This window comes from Glycomyces paridis, assembly GCF_004912155.1.
Lineage (GTDB): Bacteria > Actinomycetota > Actinomycetes > Mycobacteriales > Micromonosporaceae > Glycomyces > Glycomyces paridis.
In genome coordinates, this window is the sequence record NZ_STGX01000003.1 from 105280 (window position 1) to 121703 (window position 16424).

At 73.7% G+C, this 16424-nt stretch carries 12 protein-coding genes and 1 pseudogene; 6 read left to right on the forward strand and 7 right to left on the reverse strand.

The features are described 5' to 3' along the window. Positions 1–37: 37 nt before the first annotated feature. The 3 genes from E9998_RS04695 to E9998_RS04705 are packed head-to-tail and all read right to left on the reverse strand — an operon-like array spanning position 38 to position 2489. Positions 38–697 carry a response regulator gene (locus tag E9998_RS04695; RefSeq protein ID WP_136528552.1) on the reverse strand — a complete coding sequence of 220 codons (660 nt, stop codon included), beginning with the start codon at positions 695–697 and terminating at the stop codon, positions 38–40. Beyond that, on the reverse strand, positions 694–1827 hold the full coding sequence (locus E9998_RS04700; RefSeq protein WP_136528553.1) for a sensor histidine kinase: 1134 nt from the start codon (positions 1825–1827) through the stop codon (positions 694–696). The genes E9998_RS04695 and E9998_RS04700 overlap by 4 nt, the downstream gene beginning before the upstream one ends. Beyond that, positions 1824–2489, reverse strand: a complete 666-nt coding sequence (locus tag E9998_RS04705; RefSeq protein ID WP_136528554.1) for a DUF2306 domain-containing protein — start codon at positions 2487–2489, stop codon at positions 1824–1826. Before E9998_RS04705 ends, E9998_RS04700 begins: the two co-directional genes overlap by 4 nt. A 95-nt stretch (positions 2490–2584) precedes the next feature. On the opposite strand from E9998_RS04705, the gene E9998_RS04710 reads away from it, so the two are divergent. Continuing rightward, on the forward strand, positions 2585–2953 hold the full coding sequence (locus E9998_RS04710; protein ID WP_136528555.1) for a hypothetical protein: 369 nt from the start codon (positions 2585–2587) through the stop codon (positions 2951–2953). On the opposite strand, the gene E9998_RS04715 is transcribed toward E9998_RS04710, so the two are convergent. The 4 genes and pseudogenes from E9998_RS04715 to E9998_RS04730 form a co-directional block, all read right to left on the reverse strand. After that, positions 2941–3684: a class I SAM-dependent methyltransferase gene (locus E9998_RS04715; RefSeq protein WP_136528556.1), complete on the reverse strand. Its 744-nt coding sequence runs from the start codon at positions 3682–3684 to the stop codon at positions 2941–2943. The two genes, E9998_RS04710 and E9998_RS04715, sit on opposite strands and share 13 nt — an antisense overlap. A gap of 50 nt (positions 3685–3734) precedes the next feature. Continuing rightward, positions 3735–4097, reverse strand: coding sequence for a hypothetical protein (locus tag E9998_RS04720; RefSeq protein WP_136528557.1), 363 nt, complete (start codon positions 4095–4097; stop codon positions 3735–3737). A gap of 25 nt (positions 4098–4122) precedes the next feature. Continuing rightward, positions 4123–4917 carry an ABC transporter permease gene (locus E9998_RS04725; RefSeq protein ID WP_136528558.1) on the reverse strand — a complete coding sequence of 265 codons (795 nt, stop codon included), beginning with the start codon at positions 4915–4917 and terminating at the stop codon, positions 4123–4125. Between the two features lie 53 nt (positions 4918–4970). Continuing rightward, positions 4971–5627, reverse strand: a pseudogene (locus E9998_RS04730) (ABC transporter ATP-binding protein); the annotation flags it as partial. A 69-nt stretch (positions 5628–5696) separates the two neighbouring features. Here E9998_RS04730 and E9998_RS04735 point away from each other — a divergent pair. The 5 genes from E9998_RS04735 (at position 5697) to E9998_RS04755 (ending at position 16352) form a co-directional block, all read left to right on the forward strand. Further along, positions 5697–6104 (forward strand): GntR family transcriptional regulator, encoded by a 408-nt coding sequence (locus E9998_RS04735; RefSeq protein ID WP_136528560.1) that lies wholly within the window; start codon positions 5697–5699, stop codon positions 6102–6104. Further along, positions 6101–7237, forward strand: coding sequence for a DUF1648 domain-containing protein (locus E9998_RS04740; protein WP_136528561.1), 1137 nt, complete (start codon positions 6101–6103; stop codon positions 7235–7237). The genes E9998_RS04735 and E9998_RS04740 overlap by 4 nt, the downstream gene beginning before the upstream one ends. Positions 7238–7332: 95 nt before the next feature. Continuing rightward, entirely contained in the window at positions 7333–9531 is a 2199-nt protein-coding gene (locus tag E9998_RS04745) for a DUF4132 domain-containing protein (protein WP_136528562.1), read from the forward strand. Between the two features lie 128 nt (positions 9532–9659). After that, positions 9660–12953 (forward strand): DUF4132 domain-containing protein, encoded by a 3294-nt coding sequence (locus tag E9998_RS04750; RefSeq protein ID WP_136528563.1) that lies wholly within the window; start codon positions 9660–9662, stop codon positions 12951–12953. 75 nt (positions 12954–13028) lie between these two features. Then, on the forward strand, positions 13029–16352 hold the full coding sequence (locus E9998_RS04755) for a DUF4132 domain-containing protein (RefSeq protein ID WP_136528564.1): 3324 nt from the start codon (positions 13029–13031) through the stop codon (positions 16350–16352). Positions 16353–16424: the final 72 nt, after the last annotated feature.

The window sequence follows — 16424 nt, forward strand, 5'->3', positions numbered from 1 at the left end:
CATTGAGCGAGGGCCCGCCTCCACCCGAGGCGGGCCCTCAGTGCGGGCGGTCTCCTTGCGCGCGACCGGATTCGTGGGCCCAGATCGCGGCCTCGACGCGGTTGCGCAGGCCGAGCTTCGTCAAGATCCCGGCGATGTGGGTCTTGACGGTGCCGAGGGAGAGGAAGAGCCGCTCGCCGATCTCGGTGTTGGTGAGGCCGGTGGCGAGGAGGGCGAGGACGTCCTCTTCACGGTCGGTCAGCGGGCTCGTCGGCTGCCGGACTCGCTTGGCGGGGCGCGCGAACTCGCCGAGGAGGCGCACGGTGATCTGCGGCGAGATGAGCGCGTCGCCGTTCGCGGCCGCGCGCACGGCCTCGCCGATGAGATGCGGCCCGGCGTCCTTGAGCAGGAAGCCCTTCGCTCCCGCGCGGAGCGCGCCGTGCACGTATTCGTCCAGGTCGAACGTGGTGATGACGACGACCGCGATCGGGTCGGCGACGCGTTCGCCCGCGAGCATCGCGGTGGCCTCGATGCCGTCGAGGCCCGGCATGCGGATGTCGAGCAGGGCCACGTCGGGCCGCACGAGCCGCGCGAGGCGTACCGCGGCCAGGCCGTCGGCGGCCTCGCCGACGACCTCGACGTCCGGGAGCGTCTCCAGGAGCAGCCGCAGGCCGGTGCGCACCGGTTCCTGGTCGTCGGCGACGATCACGCGAATCATCTGGGGCCCTTCTCGGCCACGGCCTCGACCAGGGGAAGTGCCGCGCGAAGCGTCCAGCCGCCGCCCGGGTCCGGTCCGGCCGCCACCTCGCCGCCCAGCAGCGCCGCGCGTTCGGACATGCCTTGCAGGCCGTGGCCGTCGCCCGAGGGGGGCCGTGCGGGGGCGCCGTCGTCGTGGACGGTGAGGCGCACGGTGTCCTCGTCCGTCGCGACCGTCACGTCGATGCGGGTGGCGGCGCCGGCGTGCTTGCGCGCGTTGGTGACGCCCTCCTGGGCGATGCGGAACAGCGTGGAGGCCACGATGCCCGGCAGGTTGGGCGCGTCGATCCGCACGCGTACGGGCGGCGGCCCGGCCTCGGCGAGGCGGGCGAGCTCGGCCAGGCCGGGGCTGGGGGCGTAGTCGGCGGGCGCGCGCAGAGCCCGCACGAGCGAGCGCATGTCGGCGAGCACGGCCTGCGCCTCGCGTTCGATGACGTCGAGCGATTCGGTGACTCGCGCGGCGTCGTTCGGGTCCGAGGCGGCGACCTGGGCGCGGATCACGATGACCGAGACGTGATGGGCGACGGTGTCGTGCAGGTCGCGGGCGAGCGCCTCCCGTTCGCGGGCGCGGACGGCGTCGAGGTGGCGGGCGCGGGCCTCGACGCGTTCGCGGCGCAGCTCGCCGATGAGGCAGGCGCCGCCCATGAACACGATCCCGGCGATGAGGTCGGCGACGGGGTCGCGGCCGAGCCAGCTGGTGGCCGCCAGGCCCGCCGCGATCACGGCGGCGCCGACCGCCTGGTCGCGGCCCGAGCCCCATCGGAAGAGCGCGTACGGGACCGTGAGGAACGCGAACGTGGTGACCAGGGCGTCGGGGTCGATGCCCGAGAGCGCCTGGGCGAGCGCGAACGCGAAGGTGGCGGCGGTCATCGCGGCGACGACGGGGAGCGGGCGGGAGCGGCGCCACAGGAGCACCGGCAGGATCGCGACGGTCACGAGCGTGGTGACCCGCGGCCAGTCGAGGTCGGGGCGCAGCGCGCCCTCGGCGGTGGCGACGGCGGCGAGGGCGGCGACGACCGCGACGTCCCGGACCCGGGGCCCCCGGGCGCCCGCCGCGCGGGGACGCGCGAGGAGGGCGTGCACGGCGTTCATACCGCGATCGTCGCAGGTCGGCGGGTGCGCGCGCGACGGCGGGCGATCACCCATTCGGCCACGAGCGCGTTGATGAGCCACCCGGCGTCGAGCTGGAGGGCGTGTTCGAAGGCGGTGGGCTCGCCGAGGAAGGCCATCGACACGCCCGCGGTGAACGCCTGGGTCCCGGCGCCCATCGCGAGCGCGTAGGCGCGCATCATCCACGAGCCGTGGGCGAAGTAGTCGCGGCGGGCGATCGCGGCGACGCCGAGGAGGATGAAGGCGAGCATGAGGGTGCCGACGACGTAGCGGGAGACGGCTACCGGGCCGTCGGCGATGGCGGGCGTGTCGTAGAACGCGGTCATCCACAGGCCGCTCGCGGCGACGGTGAGCCCGGCCGGGACGAGCAGGTACCGGCCGGCGAAGCGGTGCCAGCGGACGTGGCGCCGCCGCAGGCCCGGCAGGAACTGGAAGGCGCCGACGAGGGCGTAGACCAGGGCGCCGACGATGTGGAGGACGACGGGCAGCGGCACCTCCATGAAGCGGGCGTTCTCGGCCGTCTGCGTTGCGCCGGAGGCGATCTCGCCGATCCGGAACGTGCCCGCGATGGAGGGGACGAGGGCGAGGAGGATGAGCCCGGCGGCGATGGGCCATTCGCGGCGGGGGCGTCGAGGAGTGTCCATAAGGCAATCGTCGCGGCGCGGCGGCCCGGTCGCTTCGGCCATGTGGCCGAACCCGCGGCCCGCGGCGGTGCTCCCGCGCATGATCGAATGGCCGGATGGCACAGCAGCAGCGCGAGATCCTCGACTTCGTCGTCGTCGCGCGCACGGCCCCCGGGCCGTACCCGCACCCCGTCGAGGTGGCCGTGCACTTCGACGGCGCGGATTCGGTCCTCTCGTTCTCGATCGGCCCGCACGCCGCGAACGCGGGTGGTCAGGTGTGGCTCAGCCGCGTGCTCGACGGGCCGCAGACCGGGTTGAACCCGAGGTTCGCGACGGAGTTCGACGCGGCGGAACTGGACTGGCTGGTGCCGCTCCTCGTCCGCCTCCGCGCCGGCGAGGAGGTCGCCCAGGAGGTCGAGGACGCCTACCGCGCGCGGCACGGCAAGTGGCCCAAGACGATGCAGGAGGGCCGCTACACCTCCTGACCGAGGCGGTAGACCGAGACGTGCGAGCGCGACTCGGCCGTGAACTCGGCGCCCTCCCAGTCCGCGTGGCGCGATTCGAGCGTGAACCCGGCGAGGCGGGCCATGAGGTCGAGTTCGGACGGCCAGATGTAGCGGTGGTTGCTGCGGCCGAGGCGGGCGTCGCGGGTCTCGTCGAACGTGAAGTGGTACGAGGTCAGGAGTTGCGTGAGCGGGTCGTACGTGTCGAGCAGGATGTAGCCAGGCTCCACGACCCCGACCGTCGCGTCCTTACCCGGCGGGAGCGAGCGCAGCTCGGGCACCCACAGCTCGATGACGAACCGGCCGCCGGGGGCGAGGTGCCTCGCGGCGTTGCGGAAGCACTCGACCTGCTCGTCCTGCGTGAGGAGATTCGAGACGGTGTTGAACACGAGGTAGACGAGGCTGAACTCGCCGGGGGCGGTCGCGGTCGCCATGTCGCCGTGGACGACCGGAATCGTCGCTTCGTCCACTTTGGTGCGGAGCTGTTCGATCATCGCGGGGGAGTACTCGATGCCCGCGACCGCCGTGCCGCTCGCTGCGAGCGGCACGGCCACGCGCCCTGTCCCGATCGCGAATTCGAGGGCCCGGCCGCCCTCGGCGAGGGCGGCCAGGCGCTTCACGGTCGGACCGAGCACCTCCGGCGCGAACATGCCTTCGCCGGGTGTGTCGTAGCGCCGAGCGGTCTCGGCGGTCCAGATGTCGCTGGTGGTCATCCGCCCAGCATGGCCGCACGGATTCGGTGTTGTCGACCGAATTGCGGCGGCTAGCGCTCCCGGGCGAGGCGGGGCCGGATCGCGGCCGCGGTCGCCTGCGGGTCGTCCACTTCGAGGAGGAGGCGGTCGTACTTCGCGTCCCGCAGCTCGACCACGACGGCGCGGGTCGGGTCGGCCACGTCCCAGAAGTCCCGGCTTCCGTTGCGGCGGAAGGAACCCAGGTTGATGACGCCGGGGATGTTCGAGGCGACGCCCCAGCGCGCGCCCGGGAAGCGGCGGGCCGCCTCGGGGTCGACGCGCACCCCGGTGACCTGCGTCCACGGGAACGACAGCGGCCGCCAGCGGCCGAAGGCGCGCCTCGCCCCGGTGAGCGTGACGACGAGGTGGGTTGCGGTGGACTGGACTTGTGCCATCGTTTTCTCCTTCGAACGAGGTTGCTCAGACGACGTCGCGTCGCATGGGGGCGAGCACCGCCGCAGCAGAGGCGAGCAGGGCGTAGGCGAGCAGCACGGCCGCGCCGAGCAGCGGCGGCAGGAGCGGTGCGGCGGCGCCGGTGACCTCCACGGCCGCTTCGCTCATGAGGCTCGCCTCGGTGAGCGCGGCGGTCGCGCCGCCGGGCAGGAGCGGGTAGGCGAGGTTGAAGCCCGGGACGATCGCCAGGGCGTGCTCGACCATGTAGAGGTAGGCGCCGAGGACCAGGAGCGTCGCCGTCTGGTTCTGGATCAGCGCACCGAGGCCGACGCCGATCACCGCGTAGACCGCCTGCGCCGCAGCCAGACCCGCGAGGACCTGCGCGACCGTCACCGGGTCGGCGCCGACGGCGACGCCCTTGGCCGCCGCGGCGCCGTAGAGCGCCCCCGCGCCCGCCGCCGCCGTGATCAGGCCGTACACGGCCCCGGCGATCGTGTACGCCGCGAGTTTGGCGCCGAGGACCCGGTGGCGCCGCGGCTCGAACAGGAACGTGTGCGCGATCGTGCGGTGCCGGTACTCCGAGGTCACCGCCAGCGCCCCGAACAGGGCCGGGACCAGGACCGTCATGCCGATGAGGCTGAGCACCAGGCGGGTTCCGGCCTCGGTGGCGACGCCGGGCATGGGCGGGTCGAAGCGCTCGGGGCCGACGAGCACGCACAGCGCGGTGAGGGCGCCGCCGGACAGGACCGCCGCGGCAGGGCCCCACCGCCACAGCGGGGTCGAGGTGAGGCGGCGCAGTTCGGCGCGGACGAGGCGGTTCACGCGAGGGCTCCGATGCGTTGCAGGAAGGCGTGTTCGAGGGTGTCGCCACCGGTGATCGCGGCGAGCGTGCCGGCGGCGACGAGCTTGCCGTGGTGCATCACCAGGACGTCGTCCACCAGGCGTTCGGCCTCGGACAGGACGTGGCTGGCGACGAGGACCGTGCGGCTCTCGGCGGCGAGGCCGCGCAGGAGGCGGCGCAGCCAGGCGATGCCCTCGGGGTCGAGGCCGTTGGTCGGCTCGTCCAGGACGAGGACCGGCGGGTCGCCGAGGAGCGCGGTGGCGAGGTTGAGGCGCCGGCGCATCCCGGTCGAGTAGCCGTCGGTGCGGCGGTGCGCGGCGTCGGCGATGCCGGTCAGTTCGAGGACGGCCTCGACGCGGTCGTCGGGGCAGCCGATCATCGCCGCGTAGACGCGCAGGTGGTCGCGGCCGGTGCGGGCGGGGTGGAAGCCGGTGTCCTCCAAGGCGGCACCGACGGTGCGGGCCGGTTCGGCGAGGTCGCGGTAGGCGCGGCCGCCGATGAGCGCGGTGCCCGCGTCGGGCCGGACGAGGCCGAGCAGCATCCGCAGGGTGGTGGTCTTGCCGGAGCCGTTGGGGCCCAGGAAACCGGTGACGCGGCCGGGCTCGACGTCGAAGGAGAGGTCGGTGACGGCGTCGACCGGGCCGAAGCGCTTGGCGAGGCCCCGGCATTCGAGGCGGTGGGGGAGGCTCACTGGTGTTCCCTTCCGTGAATCCAGCTCTTCTATCTGTTATAGCTCATGTATATCAGATAGGGTTCAGGGATGCGACTGACGCTCGACGTGGACAGCGAGACCCCGATCTACCAGCAGATCCGGGACCAGATCGTCACGGCCATCGCCACCGGCGACCTCCCCGCCGAGACCCCGCTGCCCTCCACCCGCCAGCTCGGCGCCGACCTCGCCGTCAACTTCCACACCGTCAACAAGGCCTACGACCTGCTGCGACGCGAGGGCTTCATCCGCGTCAACCGCAAGAGCGGCGCCGTCGTCCGCCGCGACCCCTCCTCCGGCCCGCCCGAACCCGGCATCGCCGACGCCTGGCAGGAACGCCTCCGCACCCTCCTCGCCGAAGCCGTCGCCCACGGCCTCACCGGCGACGAGGTCCTGCGCCGCTCGGGCGACGTCCTCGACTCCTTCACCCCCGAAGCCGCCGAACGGAAGGCACCGTGAACCTCACCGCCCTGACCCTGCTCCTGACCACCATCGCCGCGGTCACCGCCGTCTGGCGGGCCCTGCCCGCGCTGGCCCGTCCGACCCTGCCGTTCGGGACCGCCGTGCCCGCCGACCGCGCCGACGAGCCCGTCGTCGCCGAGGCCCGCCGCACCTACGCCCGCAGGGTCCTCGTCCTCGGCGTGGCCGCCGCTGTCCTGGCGATGCCGTTGGCGCTCTTCATGAATGCCGAAGCCGCCGTCGCCGCAGCGACGGTCGCGCTCATCGCCGCCGACACCGGCGCGTACCTCCTCGCGGGCGGCGCGATCCGCAAGGCCAAACGCGACGGCGGCTGGTACTCCGGGACGCGCCAGGCCGTCACCGCCGACCTGTCGTTCCGCACCGACCCCGTGCGCGTCCCCTGGCCGAGGCTGGTGCCCGCGGCGGCGGTCCTCGCCGCCACGGCCGTCGTCGGGCTCGACCGGGCCGGGTCGCTGCCCGACACGCTGCCGGGACTGGGCGGCCTCGACCTCGCCGGAGGCGAACGCGTCCCGACCGGGTTCTGGACCGCCGCGAACCCGGCCCTCGGCCAGGCCGCGGTCCTCCTCGTCACCGCGCTCGCCCTCGCCGCGATCGTGCGCGCCCGGCCCGACCTCGACGCGGCCCGGCCCGAAGCGACCGCGCGGCGCTACCGCGAGTACCTGCGGTCGCTCGCGAACCTCGGCTTCGCCGTCGCCGCCTGCGTCAACCTGACCCTCGCCGGGATCGCCCTGCGGTTGTGGGAGCTCGTGCCGCCCTCGATACCCGTGACCGCCGCGATCGTCGCCCCGCTCCTGCTCGCGGCCGCAGCCGCGATCCGCTTCGAGCTGCGCGTGGGCGCCGGCGGCCACCGCCTTCCGGCACTGCCCGGCGAGGCCGACGAGGACACCGGCATGGTCCAGCGCGACGACGACCGCCACTGGCACCTCGGCGGCTTCGTCTACATCAACCCCGACGACCCCGCGTTCCTCGTCCACCAGCGCGTCGGCGGATCACAGTGGACCGTCAACCTCGGCAGCCCGGCAGGCAGGATCACCGGCCTGATCCTCGCCGCGATCATCCTGTCCGCCTTGGCGATCACGGCCCTCGAAGCCCTCGGCATCAGCGGCGCCTAGACGCCGCCCCGACCGGGCGGGAGCGCCGCCGAACCGAAGACGGCCCGAAACAGGCTGCGACCGATGCCGAGCAGCCCGGTCCTAGTGTTGCCGGTGTGAAGGATCAGACTGAGCCGCTGCCCGAAGCCCCTGTCGAACTGCTGCCGCGGCTGCTGGTCGCTCCTCCATGGGTCGGGGAGCGGGTGCCGCGTGAGGTCGTGTGCCTCGACGTCGCGGTCGATGCGAAGACCCGCGTGGTGTGGGCGCCGGGGGAGCGGGAGCGGTTCGCAGCGGAGAGCGCGCGGTTCGATCCCGGCGGGACGCCGGCGGCATGGGCCGTTCAGGTCGCGGCGGTGCAGCGTTGGGACGGCAGGGCCGTAGCCGAGGCGGTCGCGTATGCGCCGGAGGAGTTGGCGGCGCCGCTGTTCGAGGAGTGGGACGGCGGGGCCGTCGACCGGGACGCGGCTCGGATGCGGGCCCGCCTTCAGGCGGTGCTGGTGCGGTTCGGCGACGCGGGCGGCGCGAAGATCACCGGGTCGCTGCGGCGGGACCTGCGGTTCGGCGACCTGCTCCTGCCGATCGTGTCGCAGGAGGCGGCGCGGCTGGCCGCGCATTGGTTCACGAACCTCAAGGCCGTTCGCGGGCACGGCGCGGCCTGGCTCGATCGGAACGGGGTCGACGCGGTGGCGTACCTGGTCCCGGATGCTTTGGGCCGGAACAAGTCGACGCGGATACCCGCCGAGCGCGCGATCCTTCGGATCACCGCGGCGCACGGGCGGGACGCCGTGCTCGCCGCCGTCGCAGAGTCTGCAGTCACGGAGTCCGGCGGCGAAGCGGCGCGGGCGATCGGGCTGCTGCTCGACGCGGACCCCGACATGATCGAGCCCGACAGGATCCCGCGTCCGGGACCCTGGCTCGACCTCGCCGCGCTGCCGCAGGTCCGCCTGCGCGGGAGCGAGGTCGCGCTCCCGGCCGGTGCGGTCGGGCACCTGGTGACGGTGCTGGCGATTCGCGGTCCCGAGGCGCCGGTGGCGATCGAGGCGGTCGCCGAGGCCTTCGACCGGTCGTCGTTGCGCGACTTCGGCTGGGCGCTGTTCGAGCAGTGGCTCAAAGGCGGGTCCCCGAAATCCGACGAGTGGACGCTGACGGGACTCGGGGAGTTCGGGGACGACGCGACCGTCGCCGCGCTCGCGCCGCTCATCCGCGTGTGGCCGGGTCAGAGCCGGCACCACCGGGCGGTCACCGGTCTGGGCGTGCTCGCGCGGATCGGCACCGAGAACGCGCTGCGGGCGCTCCAGGACATCGCCGAGAAGGTGAAGTTCCGCGCCCTGAAAGCCGAAGCGGGACATCACGTCAAGCGGATCGCCTACCGGCTCGGCCTCGACGCCGACCAGCTCGCCGACCGCCTCCTGCCGGACTTCGGACTCGCCGGGCCCCTCGTCCTCGACTACGGGCCGCGGCGCTTCCACGTCGTACTCGACGCGCAGCTCAAGCCCGAGGTGCGCGACGAGGACGGCAAGCCGCGCAAGAGCCTCCCCAGGCCCGGCGCCAAGGACGACCCCGATCTCGCGCCCGCCGCGTATCAGCGTTTCGCCGCGCTCAAGAAGGAGTTGCGTACCGTCGCCGCGGACGCGCTGCGGCGGTTCGAGGGCGCGATGGTCGGCGGCCGGGTCTGGACCCGTGAGGAGTTCGGGCGGTCGGTGCTCGGCCACCCGCTGCTCCGCGTCCTCGGCGCCCGCCTGGTCTGGATCGCCGAGACGCCCGAAGGCGCCGTGGCGTTCCGCATCGCCGAGGACGGCACCCTGAGCGACGTGGACGAGTCCGTCGTGGAACTCGGCGAGGGCGATGTGGTCGGTCTCGCCCACCCGGTGCGCCTCAGCGCCCGGCAGCGCGAGGACTGGGCTCGCGTCCTCGCGGACTACGAACTGCTGCAACCGTTCCCGCAGATCCAGCGACCGGTCTTCGCCTTCACCGAGGAGGAGTCGGACACCGGCCGCATCGCCCGCTACGAAGGGCTCACCGTCGAAGCCGGGCACCTGCTCGGGCTCACCTCGCGCGGTTGGGTCCGCGGCGTCCCGCTGGACAACGGGGCCCAGCGCGACCTGAAGTACGCGTTCCCCAAAGGCGGCTCCCTGGTCGTCGAACTCGACCCCGGGCTCCCGATCGGCGCCGGCGGTGCCGGGCCGCCGCAGACGCTCCGCTCGGTGCGGCTCGCCGAACGCTCCGGCGAGACCGGCGGACGCGGCTTCGACATCGATCCCGTCGCCGCCTCCGAAGCCCTCGCCTCGCTCGACCGGCTCGTCGGGCTTCGCTGAACCGACGCGATGTCGTACCCGGCGCCTATTCTCGGCGCCGTACCGGACGCGAGTCGCGCACCGGGTCACCGCGCCCCTGAAGGATACGTATGTCTGAACACGTTGCGCCCCAAGAGGATCGACTTGAAATGCCTGCCGCTTGGAAGGGCCGCCTGCTGCCCCGCCGCGGGAAGCGGACCGGGAAGGCCGGGGTGCTGGAGCCCGAGGCCTCGAACCGGCGCCGCCAGAAGATCGCCGCACGGCTCGACAAGCTGCGCACCGCGCTCGCGCGGCCGGAGAACGAGGCCTACGCCGACGCCGGGAACGCCTTCCTCGACGGCGAGGCCGACGCGCTCGGGGCCGCGGCCGTCGCCACGCTCATGCTCGACCAGAACAGCAGGCGCAACGACACGTGGCTGCGCCCCGACTTCGACTTCTGGGTCCAGCAGTACGGCCTCGCGTTCGCCGTGGCCGCCGCCGTCGAGCGCCTCCCGCTGTGCGCCGTCAACTCCCACGGCATCTCGGGCGGGGCCGCGGACGAGCGGAACATCCAGGTCTACGGCAACGGCTACCCCTACGGGCTCGTCCAAGAACTCGGCCGCGGCGGCGTCGCCACCGTCAGGTCCCTCCTCGCCGAGCTCCCCGACGACGAGTACGCGGCCGTCGTCGCCGCCGTCGCCGAGCACCGCGACACCCCCGAGAAGCGCCTCATCGCCACCGCCCTCCTCCCCGACGAGACCGCATGGACCGACGAGGTCTGCGCCGAGTACGCCGCCCAGCAGTCGCCGTCCCTCGTCGACGAGGTCCTCTACCACTCGGTGAACGACGCCGGCCAGCTCACCGCCGCGGGCGTCACCGTCCTCAGCGACTACTACACCGACGCCAAGGCCCTCGCCGCACTCCTCGACGGCCTCGGCGCCGCCGCCCTCCCGTTCCTCACCGCCACCGCCGACCCCGCCTCCGGCGTCGGCTCCACGACCCGCAAACTCGTCCTCAAGGCCATCGCCATGCTCCCCGCCGACGAGGCCATGACGTACCTCCTCGGCCAGGTCGACAAGCCCCACGTGTTCGAACACGCCGCCGAGGCCGCCGGCCGGTTCCCCGTCCGCGCCCTCCGCACCGCGATCACCCTGGCCCCCACCGCCTCCGCGGAACTCAAGGCCCGTATCGTCGCCGTCACCGCGCTCCTCGACACCGAAGCGCGCGAACACCTCACGGCCGAAGAGCGCGAAGCGGTCGAAGAACTCCTCGCCGACAACGCCCGCCACCCCGAGGCCGACGCCGCCGACCTCCCCGACCTCCTCGTCGCGCCCCCGTGGACCGTCAAGCGCCCCAAGACCAAAGCCGTCGTCATCGACGGCCTCGCGCCGCCCGCCGACACGCACGTGCGCTGGGCCGAAGGCGAACGCGAAGCATGGGACGCCGTCGAGTCCCACTACGACCCGAACTACTGGATCGAGGCCTTCGAACGCGAAGGCGAGAAGCGCTCCGGCTCCTACACCGCCCACTACCTCGCCTACGCCCCCGTCGAGAAGGCCGAACCCCACCTCGCCGACTGGCCCGGCCTCACCAGCTCCTACTGGGACACCGTCGAGCAGCGCATCCTCGCCCGCTTCGGCGAACGCGTCGCCGACCGCGTCCTCGGCGCGGCCCTGAAGGACCCGACCGTGCGCGTCCTCCCCGGACCGATCCTCAACCTCACCGCCGCGCGCCTCAGCGCCGAACGTCTCGCCCGGCTCAAATCCGCCCGCCCCAGCGCCGTCGAATGGTTCGCGCGCCACGGCCTCGACACCGTCCCCTACCTCGTCCCCGACGCCCTCGGCACCGACAAGGCGCGGCGCCGGTACGCCGAGACCGCGCTGGCCCACCTCGCCGTCCACCACGGCCCCGAGGCCGTGACCGCCGCGGCCGAGTCGTACGGGAGCGAAGCGGCCGAAGCCGTCGCCGCGATCGTCGGCGGCGACCCGCTGGAGCCGCGCGGGGCCACGCTCCCCAAGCCCGGCCCGTGGACCTCTCCGGTGATGTTCCCGCAGGTCCTCCTCAAAGGCGGCGAGCGGGCCCTCCCGGCCGCCTCGATCAAGCACCTCATCACGGTCCTGGCCCTGGCGACCCCCGACTACCCGTACGCGGGCCTCGACGTCGTCGCCGAGACCTGCGACCGCGCCTCCCTCACCCGCTTCAGCCGGGCCCTGTTCGACCAGTGGCTCGCCGTCGGCTCCCCGCCGAAGGACGCGTGGGCGCTTACCCAGCTCGCGCACTTCGCCGAGGACGAGACGGTGTGGGCGCTCGCGCCGCTCATCCGCGAATGGCCCGGCGAGAGCCAGCACCGGCGCGCCGTCGTGGGCCTGGGCGTGCTCGGCGCCATCGGCACCGAGGAGGCCCTGCGCGCCATCCAGGGCATCGCCGAGAAGGTGAAGTTCAAGGCCCTCAAGGAGGAGGCGGGACGCCAGATCACCGTGATCGCCGCGGGGCTCGGGCTCAGCCGCGAGCAGCTCGCCGACCGGCTCGTCCCGGACTTCGGCCTCGGGGAGGCCGCGACCCTGCGCCTCGACTACGGGCCCCGCTCGTTCACCGTGGCCTTCGACGAGCACCTCAAGCCCTTCGTGGTGGACGACGCGGGCAAGCCCCGCAAGGTCCTGCCCAAGCCCGGCGCGAAGGACGACCCCGACCTGGCCGACGCCGCCTACAAGCGCTTCGCCGCGTTGAAGAAGGAGCTGCGGACCGTCGCCGCCGACCAGGTCGGGCGCCTTGAGTCGGCGATGGTCGCGGCCCGGTCCTGGACCGTCGAGGAGTTCCGGCGGTACTTCGTCGACCACGCCCTGACCGCGCAGCTCGCGCGCCGCCTCGTGTGGCTCGCCGAGGCCGACGGCGCGCGCTTCGGGTTCCGCATCGCCGAGGACGGCACCTTCAGCGACGTCGAGGACGAGGAGGTCGAGCTCCCCGAAGGCGCCGTGGTGCGCATCGCCCACCCGGTCCACCTGGAGCCCAAGGCCGTCGACGCCTGGGCCGAGGTCCTCGCCGACTACGAGATCCTCCAGCCGTTCGACCAGCTCACACGCTCCACGATGGCCTTCACGGAGGACGAGCTCGCCACGGGCCGCCTCCAGCGCTTCGTGGGCGCCAAAGTGGAGGTCGGCCGCGTCCTCGGGATGTCCAAGCGCGGCTGGCACCGCGCCTCCCCGGAGGACGCAGGGGTCGAACCCGGGATCGGCTTCCGGCTCCCCGGCGGCGGCTTCGTCACCGTCGGGCTCGAACCGGGCATCTGGGTCGGCGCGATCGGCGAGACGCCCGAGCAGACCGTGCAGTCGGTGCGCATCACCGACCGCGAGGACTACTGGTGGCGCGACGACCAGCACCCGGTCCCCGCGTGCGCCTCGAAGATCGACGCGGTCACCGCCGCCGAGATCCTCGGCTCCCTCGCCCGCCTCACCGGCACCTCCTGACCGCCTGAACGACCGGGGTTGTCGTACCGAGGACCTATCCTCGGAGCGGCAACCCCGGCCGCTGGAGAGAAGCACATGACCTTGAACCACGTGACACCTACGGCCGCAATCGAACTGCCGCCCACATGGGCCGCGCGAACCCTGCCGCGCCGTGGCCGGGGCCCCGCACCCGAGGTCGCCCTCGACCCCGAGGCCCCCGAGGCGCTGCGCCAGGCGATCGAAGAGGGAGACGACCTCCTCGGACGAATCCTCGACATGCGCAAGAACCGCCGCCACACGAACGCCGTCCGGGCCTACCTCGCGGGCGAGCCCGACGCGAAGGGCGCCGCCGCGACCGGGACCTTCCTGCGGTACAGCGGCGTGCGGGAACCGAACTGGTGGACCCGCACCGAACTCCACGCCTGGGTCCAGACCCACGGCCTGGCGTGGGCGGTGCGCGCGTGCATCGAGCGCGGCGCCGTCGAGACGAACGCCGGAGCCGGCTACGGCCGGTCCCGGCTGGGGCACTTCGTGCTCCAGCCCGCCGCGAGGTACGCGGCCCGCCCGCTCGTCGACGACCTGGACAGCGGCACCGCCGCCGAACTGCGCGCCCTCCTCGCCGCCGCTTCCGAAGAGGACTACGCGGCGGCCGTGGCCGCCGCGGCGGAGCACCGCGGCACCCCCGAGCACCGCCTCGGCGCGGCCTTCTACTTCCCCGAACAAGAGGACTGGGTCGCCGAGGCGGGCGCCGAATACCGCGACCAGCTCTACTACGGCAACGTCGACCGCCTCCTGCTGCACTCGGCGAGCACCCCGGAGCACCTGGCGGCCATGGGCATCGAGGAACTCCACCACTACCACGCCGACGCCGAGCGGGCGGCGGCCCTGGTGCACGCCGTCGGCGCCGACGCCGTGCCCGTCCTCGCCCGGACCCTCGGCCCCGGCAGCCGATTCGGCCGCGACACCACGAAGACGCTGTTCAAAGCCGTCGCGCTCATACCCACCGCGGCCGCCGCCGCGTTCCTCGTCGACGCCCTCGACCGGCCCTTCGCCTTCGACGCCGCCGCCGAAAGCGCGGCGCGGGCGCCGGTCGCGATGCTCCGCGCCGTCGCCGGTGCCGCCGAGAACGCCGACACGCGCGGCCGCGGCCGGCTCGCCGCCCTCGCCGCGAGGATCGACGCCGGTGCCGCCGCGCAGCTCACCGGGCCCGAACGCGACGCACTCGACCGGTTGACCGCCGCCACCGCGGGCGTCCCCGAGGCCGACCCCGCCGACCTGCCCCCGCTCCTGACCGCGCCGCCGTGGACCCGCAAGCGCCCCAAGGCGAAACCGCTCGTCATCGCCGGGCTCGAACCGCCCGCCGGAACCCGCCTCGTCTGGCCCGAAGGCGAACGCGAACGCCTGCTCGCCGAAGCGGACGCGGTACTCGCCGACGACCGAGCGGAACTCGTGTCGTTCTGGCACGAGTACGCCGAGCAGCTGCGGTTCACCGACCATGACGCGCGACTCGGCGCCCTGGTCGCCTTCGGCCCGCTCGACCTGGCGGAGAAAATGGTCGCGACCTGGGTCGAGAAGGAGCTCCGACCCGGATACGGCGAGGCCCAGACGATCATGGCCCGCTTCGGCGAGATCGGCGTCCCCGCCGCGCACCGGGCGCGCGGCTACTGCGGCACCTCGGTGCTCATGCCCGTCCTCGACACCGAGGCCGCCCGCTTCGCCGCCGAACGCCTCACGCGCAGCAAGGCCACCTTCGCCGACGGCGCCGCCTGGCTCGACCACCACGGCCTCGCCGCCGTTCCGCACCTCGTGCCCGACGCGTTCGGCCCCGAACCGAAAGCCCGCAAGGCAGCCGAAAGCGCACTGGCCCACCTCGCGCGGCGCCTCGGCGCCGACGCCGTCATCGCCGCCGCGCCCGCCGAAGCAGCGACCGCCCTGCACGGCCTCGTAGGCGGCGACCCGCTGGAGCCGCGCGGCGTCAAGGTCCCCAAACCCGGCGCCTGGGCCGCGCCGCCGATGTTCCCGCAGGTGCTCCTCAAAGGGGGCGAGCGCGCCCTCCCCGCCGCCTCGATCCCGCACCTCCTCACCGTCCTCGCCCTCGCCACCCCCGAGCACCCCTACCCGGGGATCGCCGTGGTCGCCGAGACCTGCGACCGCGCCTCCCTCGCCCGCTTCAGCCGGGCCGTCTTCGAGCAGTGGCTCGCGGTCGGCGCCCCGCCGAAGGACGCCTGGGCGCTCACCCAGCTCGCCCACTTCGCCGAGGACGAGACCGTGTGGACACTCGCCGCGCGCGTGCGCGAATGGCCCGGCCAGAGCCAGCACAAGCGGGCCGTCGCGGGTCTCGGCGTGCTCGGCGCCATCGGCACCGAGGAGGCCCTCCGCGCCATCCAGGGCATCGCCGACAAGGTCCGCTTCGCCGCGCTCAAACACGAGGCCTCCGTCCAGATCGAGGCCATCGCGGCCGGGCTCGGCCTCGACCGCGACCAGCTCGCCGACCGCCTCGTCCCGGAGTTCGGCCTCGGCGAGACCGTGGACCTCGACTACGGGCCGCGCACGTTCACCGTCGCCTTCGACGAGCACCTCAAGCCCTTCGTCGTGGACGACGCGGGCAAACCCCGCAAGGCCCTCCCCAGACCCGGCGCCAACGACGACCCCGAACTCGCCGAGGACGCCTACAAGCGCTTCGCCGCCTTGAAGAAGGAGCTCAAAGCGGTCGCCGCCGAACAGGTCGCGCGCCTGGAGACCGCCATGATCCGCGGCCGCACCTGGACCCCGGCCGAGTTCCGGCGCTTCTTCGTCGAGCACGCCCTCACCGGGCACCTCGCGCGACGCCTCGTCTGGCTCGCCGACGGCACGGGCTTCCGCATCGCCGAGGACCTCACGCTCTCTGACCTCGAAGACGACGCCTTCGACCTCCCCGACGACGCCGCCGTCCGGATCGCGCACCCGGTGCTCCTGGGCGCCGAGGCCGTCGACTCCTGGGCGAGTCTCCTCGCCGACTACGAGATCCTCCAGCCGTTCGACCAGCTCGCCCGGCCCGTCATGGCCCTCACCGAGGAAGAGCTCGACACCGGGCACCTCGCCCGATTCGAAGGGGCCACTGTCGACGTCGGCCGCCTCATCGGCATGACCCGCAAGGGCTGGACCCGAGCGGCCCCCGAAGACGGCGGCATGTGCCCCGGCGTCGCCTTTGCGCTCGCGGAGGGCCGCTTCGTCACCGTCGCCGTCGAACCCGGCATCTACGCCGGGTACCCCGGCGAGTTCCCCGAGCAGACCGTCCGCGGCGTCCACCTCGACCACGGCGAGTACTACCGGCACGAACCCGGCCCCGCCCTCGACCGCGACCACCGCCGCCCCGAACGCCTCGACCCCGTGGCCGTCTCCGAGGCGCTCACCGCGCTCGCCCGCCTCACCGGCGCCTGACCCGTCCCTCGGGGGCGTGGTGACCAGCCCTTATGCTCGGTCGCGACGCCCCCGGTCACCAGAAAGCAGACC

Bases quoted from the DNA above. Each gene is read 5' to 3' on its own strand.
- E9998_RS04750 (WP_136528563.1), top strand. From the start codon at position 9,660: ATGCCTGCCGCTTGGAAGGGCCGCCTGCTGCCCCGCCGCGGGAAGCGG.
- E9998_RS04695 (WP_136528552.1), bottom strand. From the start codon at position 697: ATGATTCGCGTGATCGTCGCCGACGACCAGGAACCGGTGCGCACCGGC.
- E9998_RS04700 (WP_136528553.1), bottom strand. From the start codon at position 1,827: ATGAACGCCGTGCACGCCCTCCTCGCGCGTCCCCGCGCGGCGGGCGCC.
- E9998_RS04755 (WP_136528564.1), top strand. From the start codon at position 13,029: ATGACCTTGAACCACGTGACACCTACGGCCGCAATCGAACTGCCGCCC.
- E9998_RS04705 (WP_136528554.1), bottom strand. From the start codon at position 2,489: ATGGACACTCCTCGACGCCCCCGCCGCGAATGGCCCATCGCCGCCGGG.
- E9998_RS04715 (WP_136528556.1), bottom strand. From the start codon at position 3,684: ATGACCACCAGCGACATCTGGACCGCCGAGACCGCTCGGCGCTACGAC.
- E9998_RS04710 (WP_136528555.1), top strand. From the start codon at position 2,585: ATGGCACAGCAGCAGCGCGAGATCCTCGACTTCGTCGTCGTCGCGCGC.
- E9998_RS04720 (WP_136528557.1), bottom strand. From the start codon at position 4,097: ATGGCACAAGTCCAGTCCACCGCAACCCACCTCGTCGTCACGCTCACC.
- E9998_RS04735 (WP_136528560.1), top strand. From the start codon at position 5,697: ATGCGACTGACGCTCGACGTGGACAGCGAGACCCCGATCTACCAGCAG.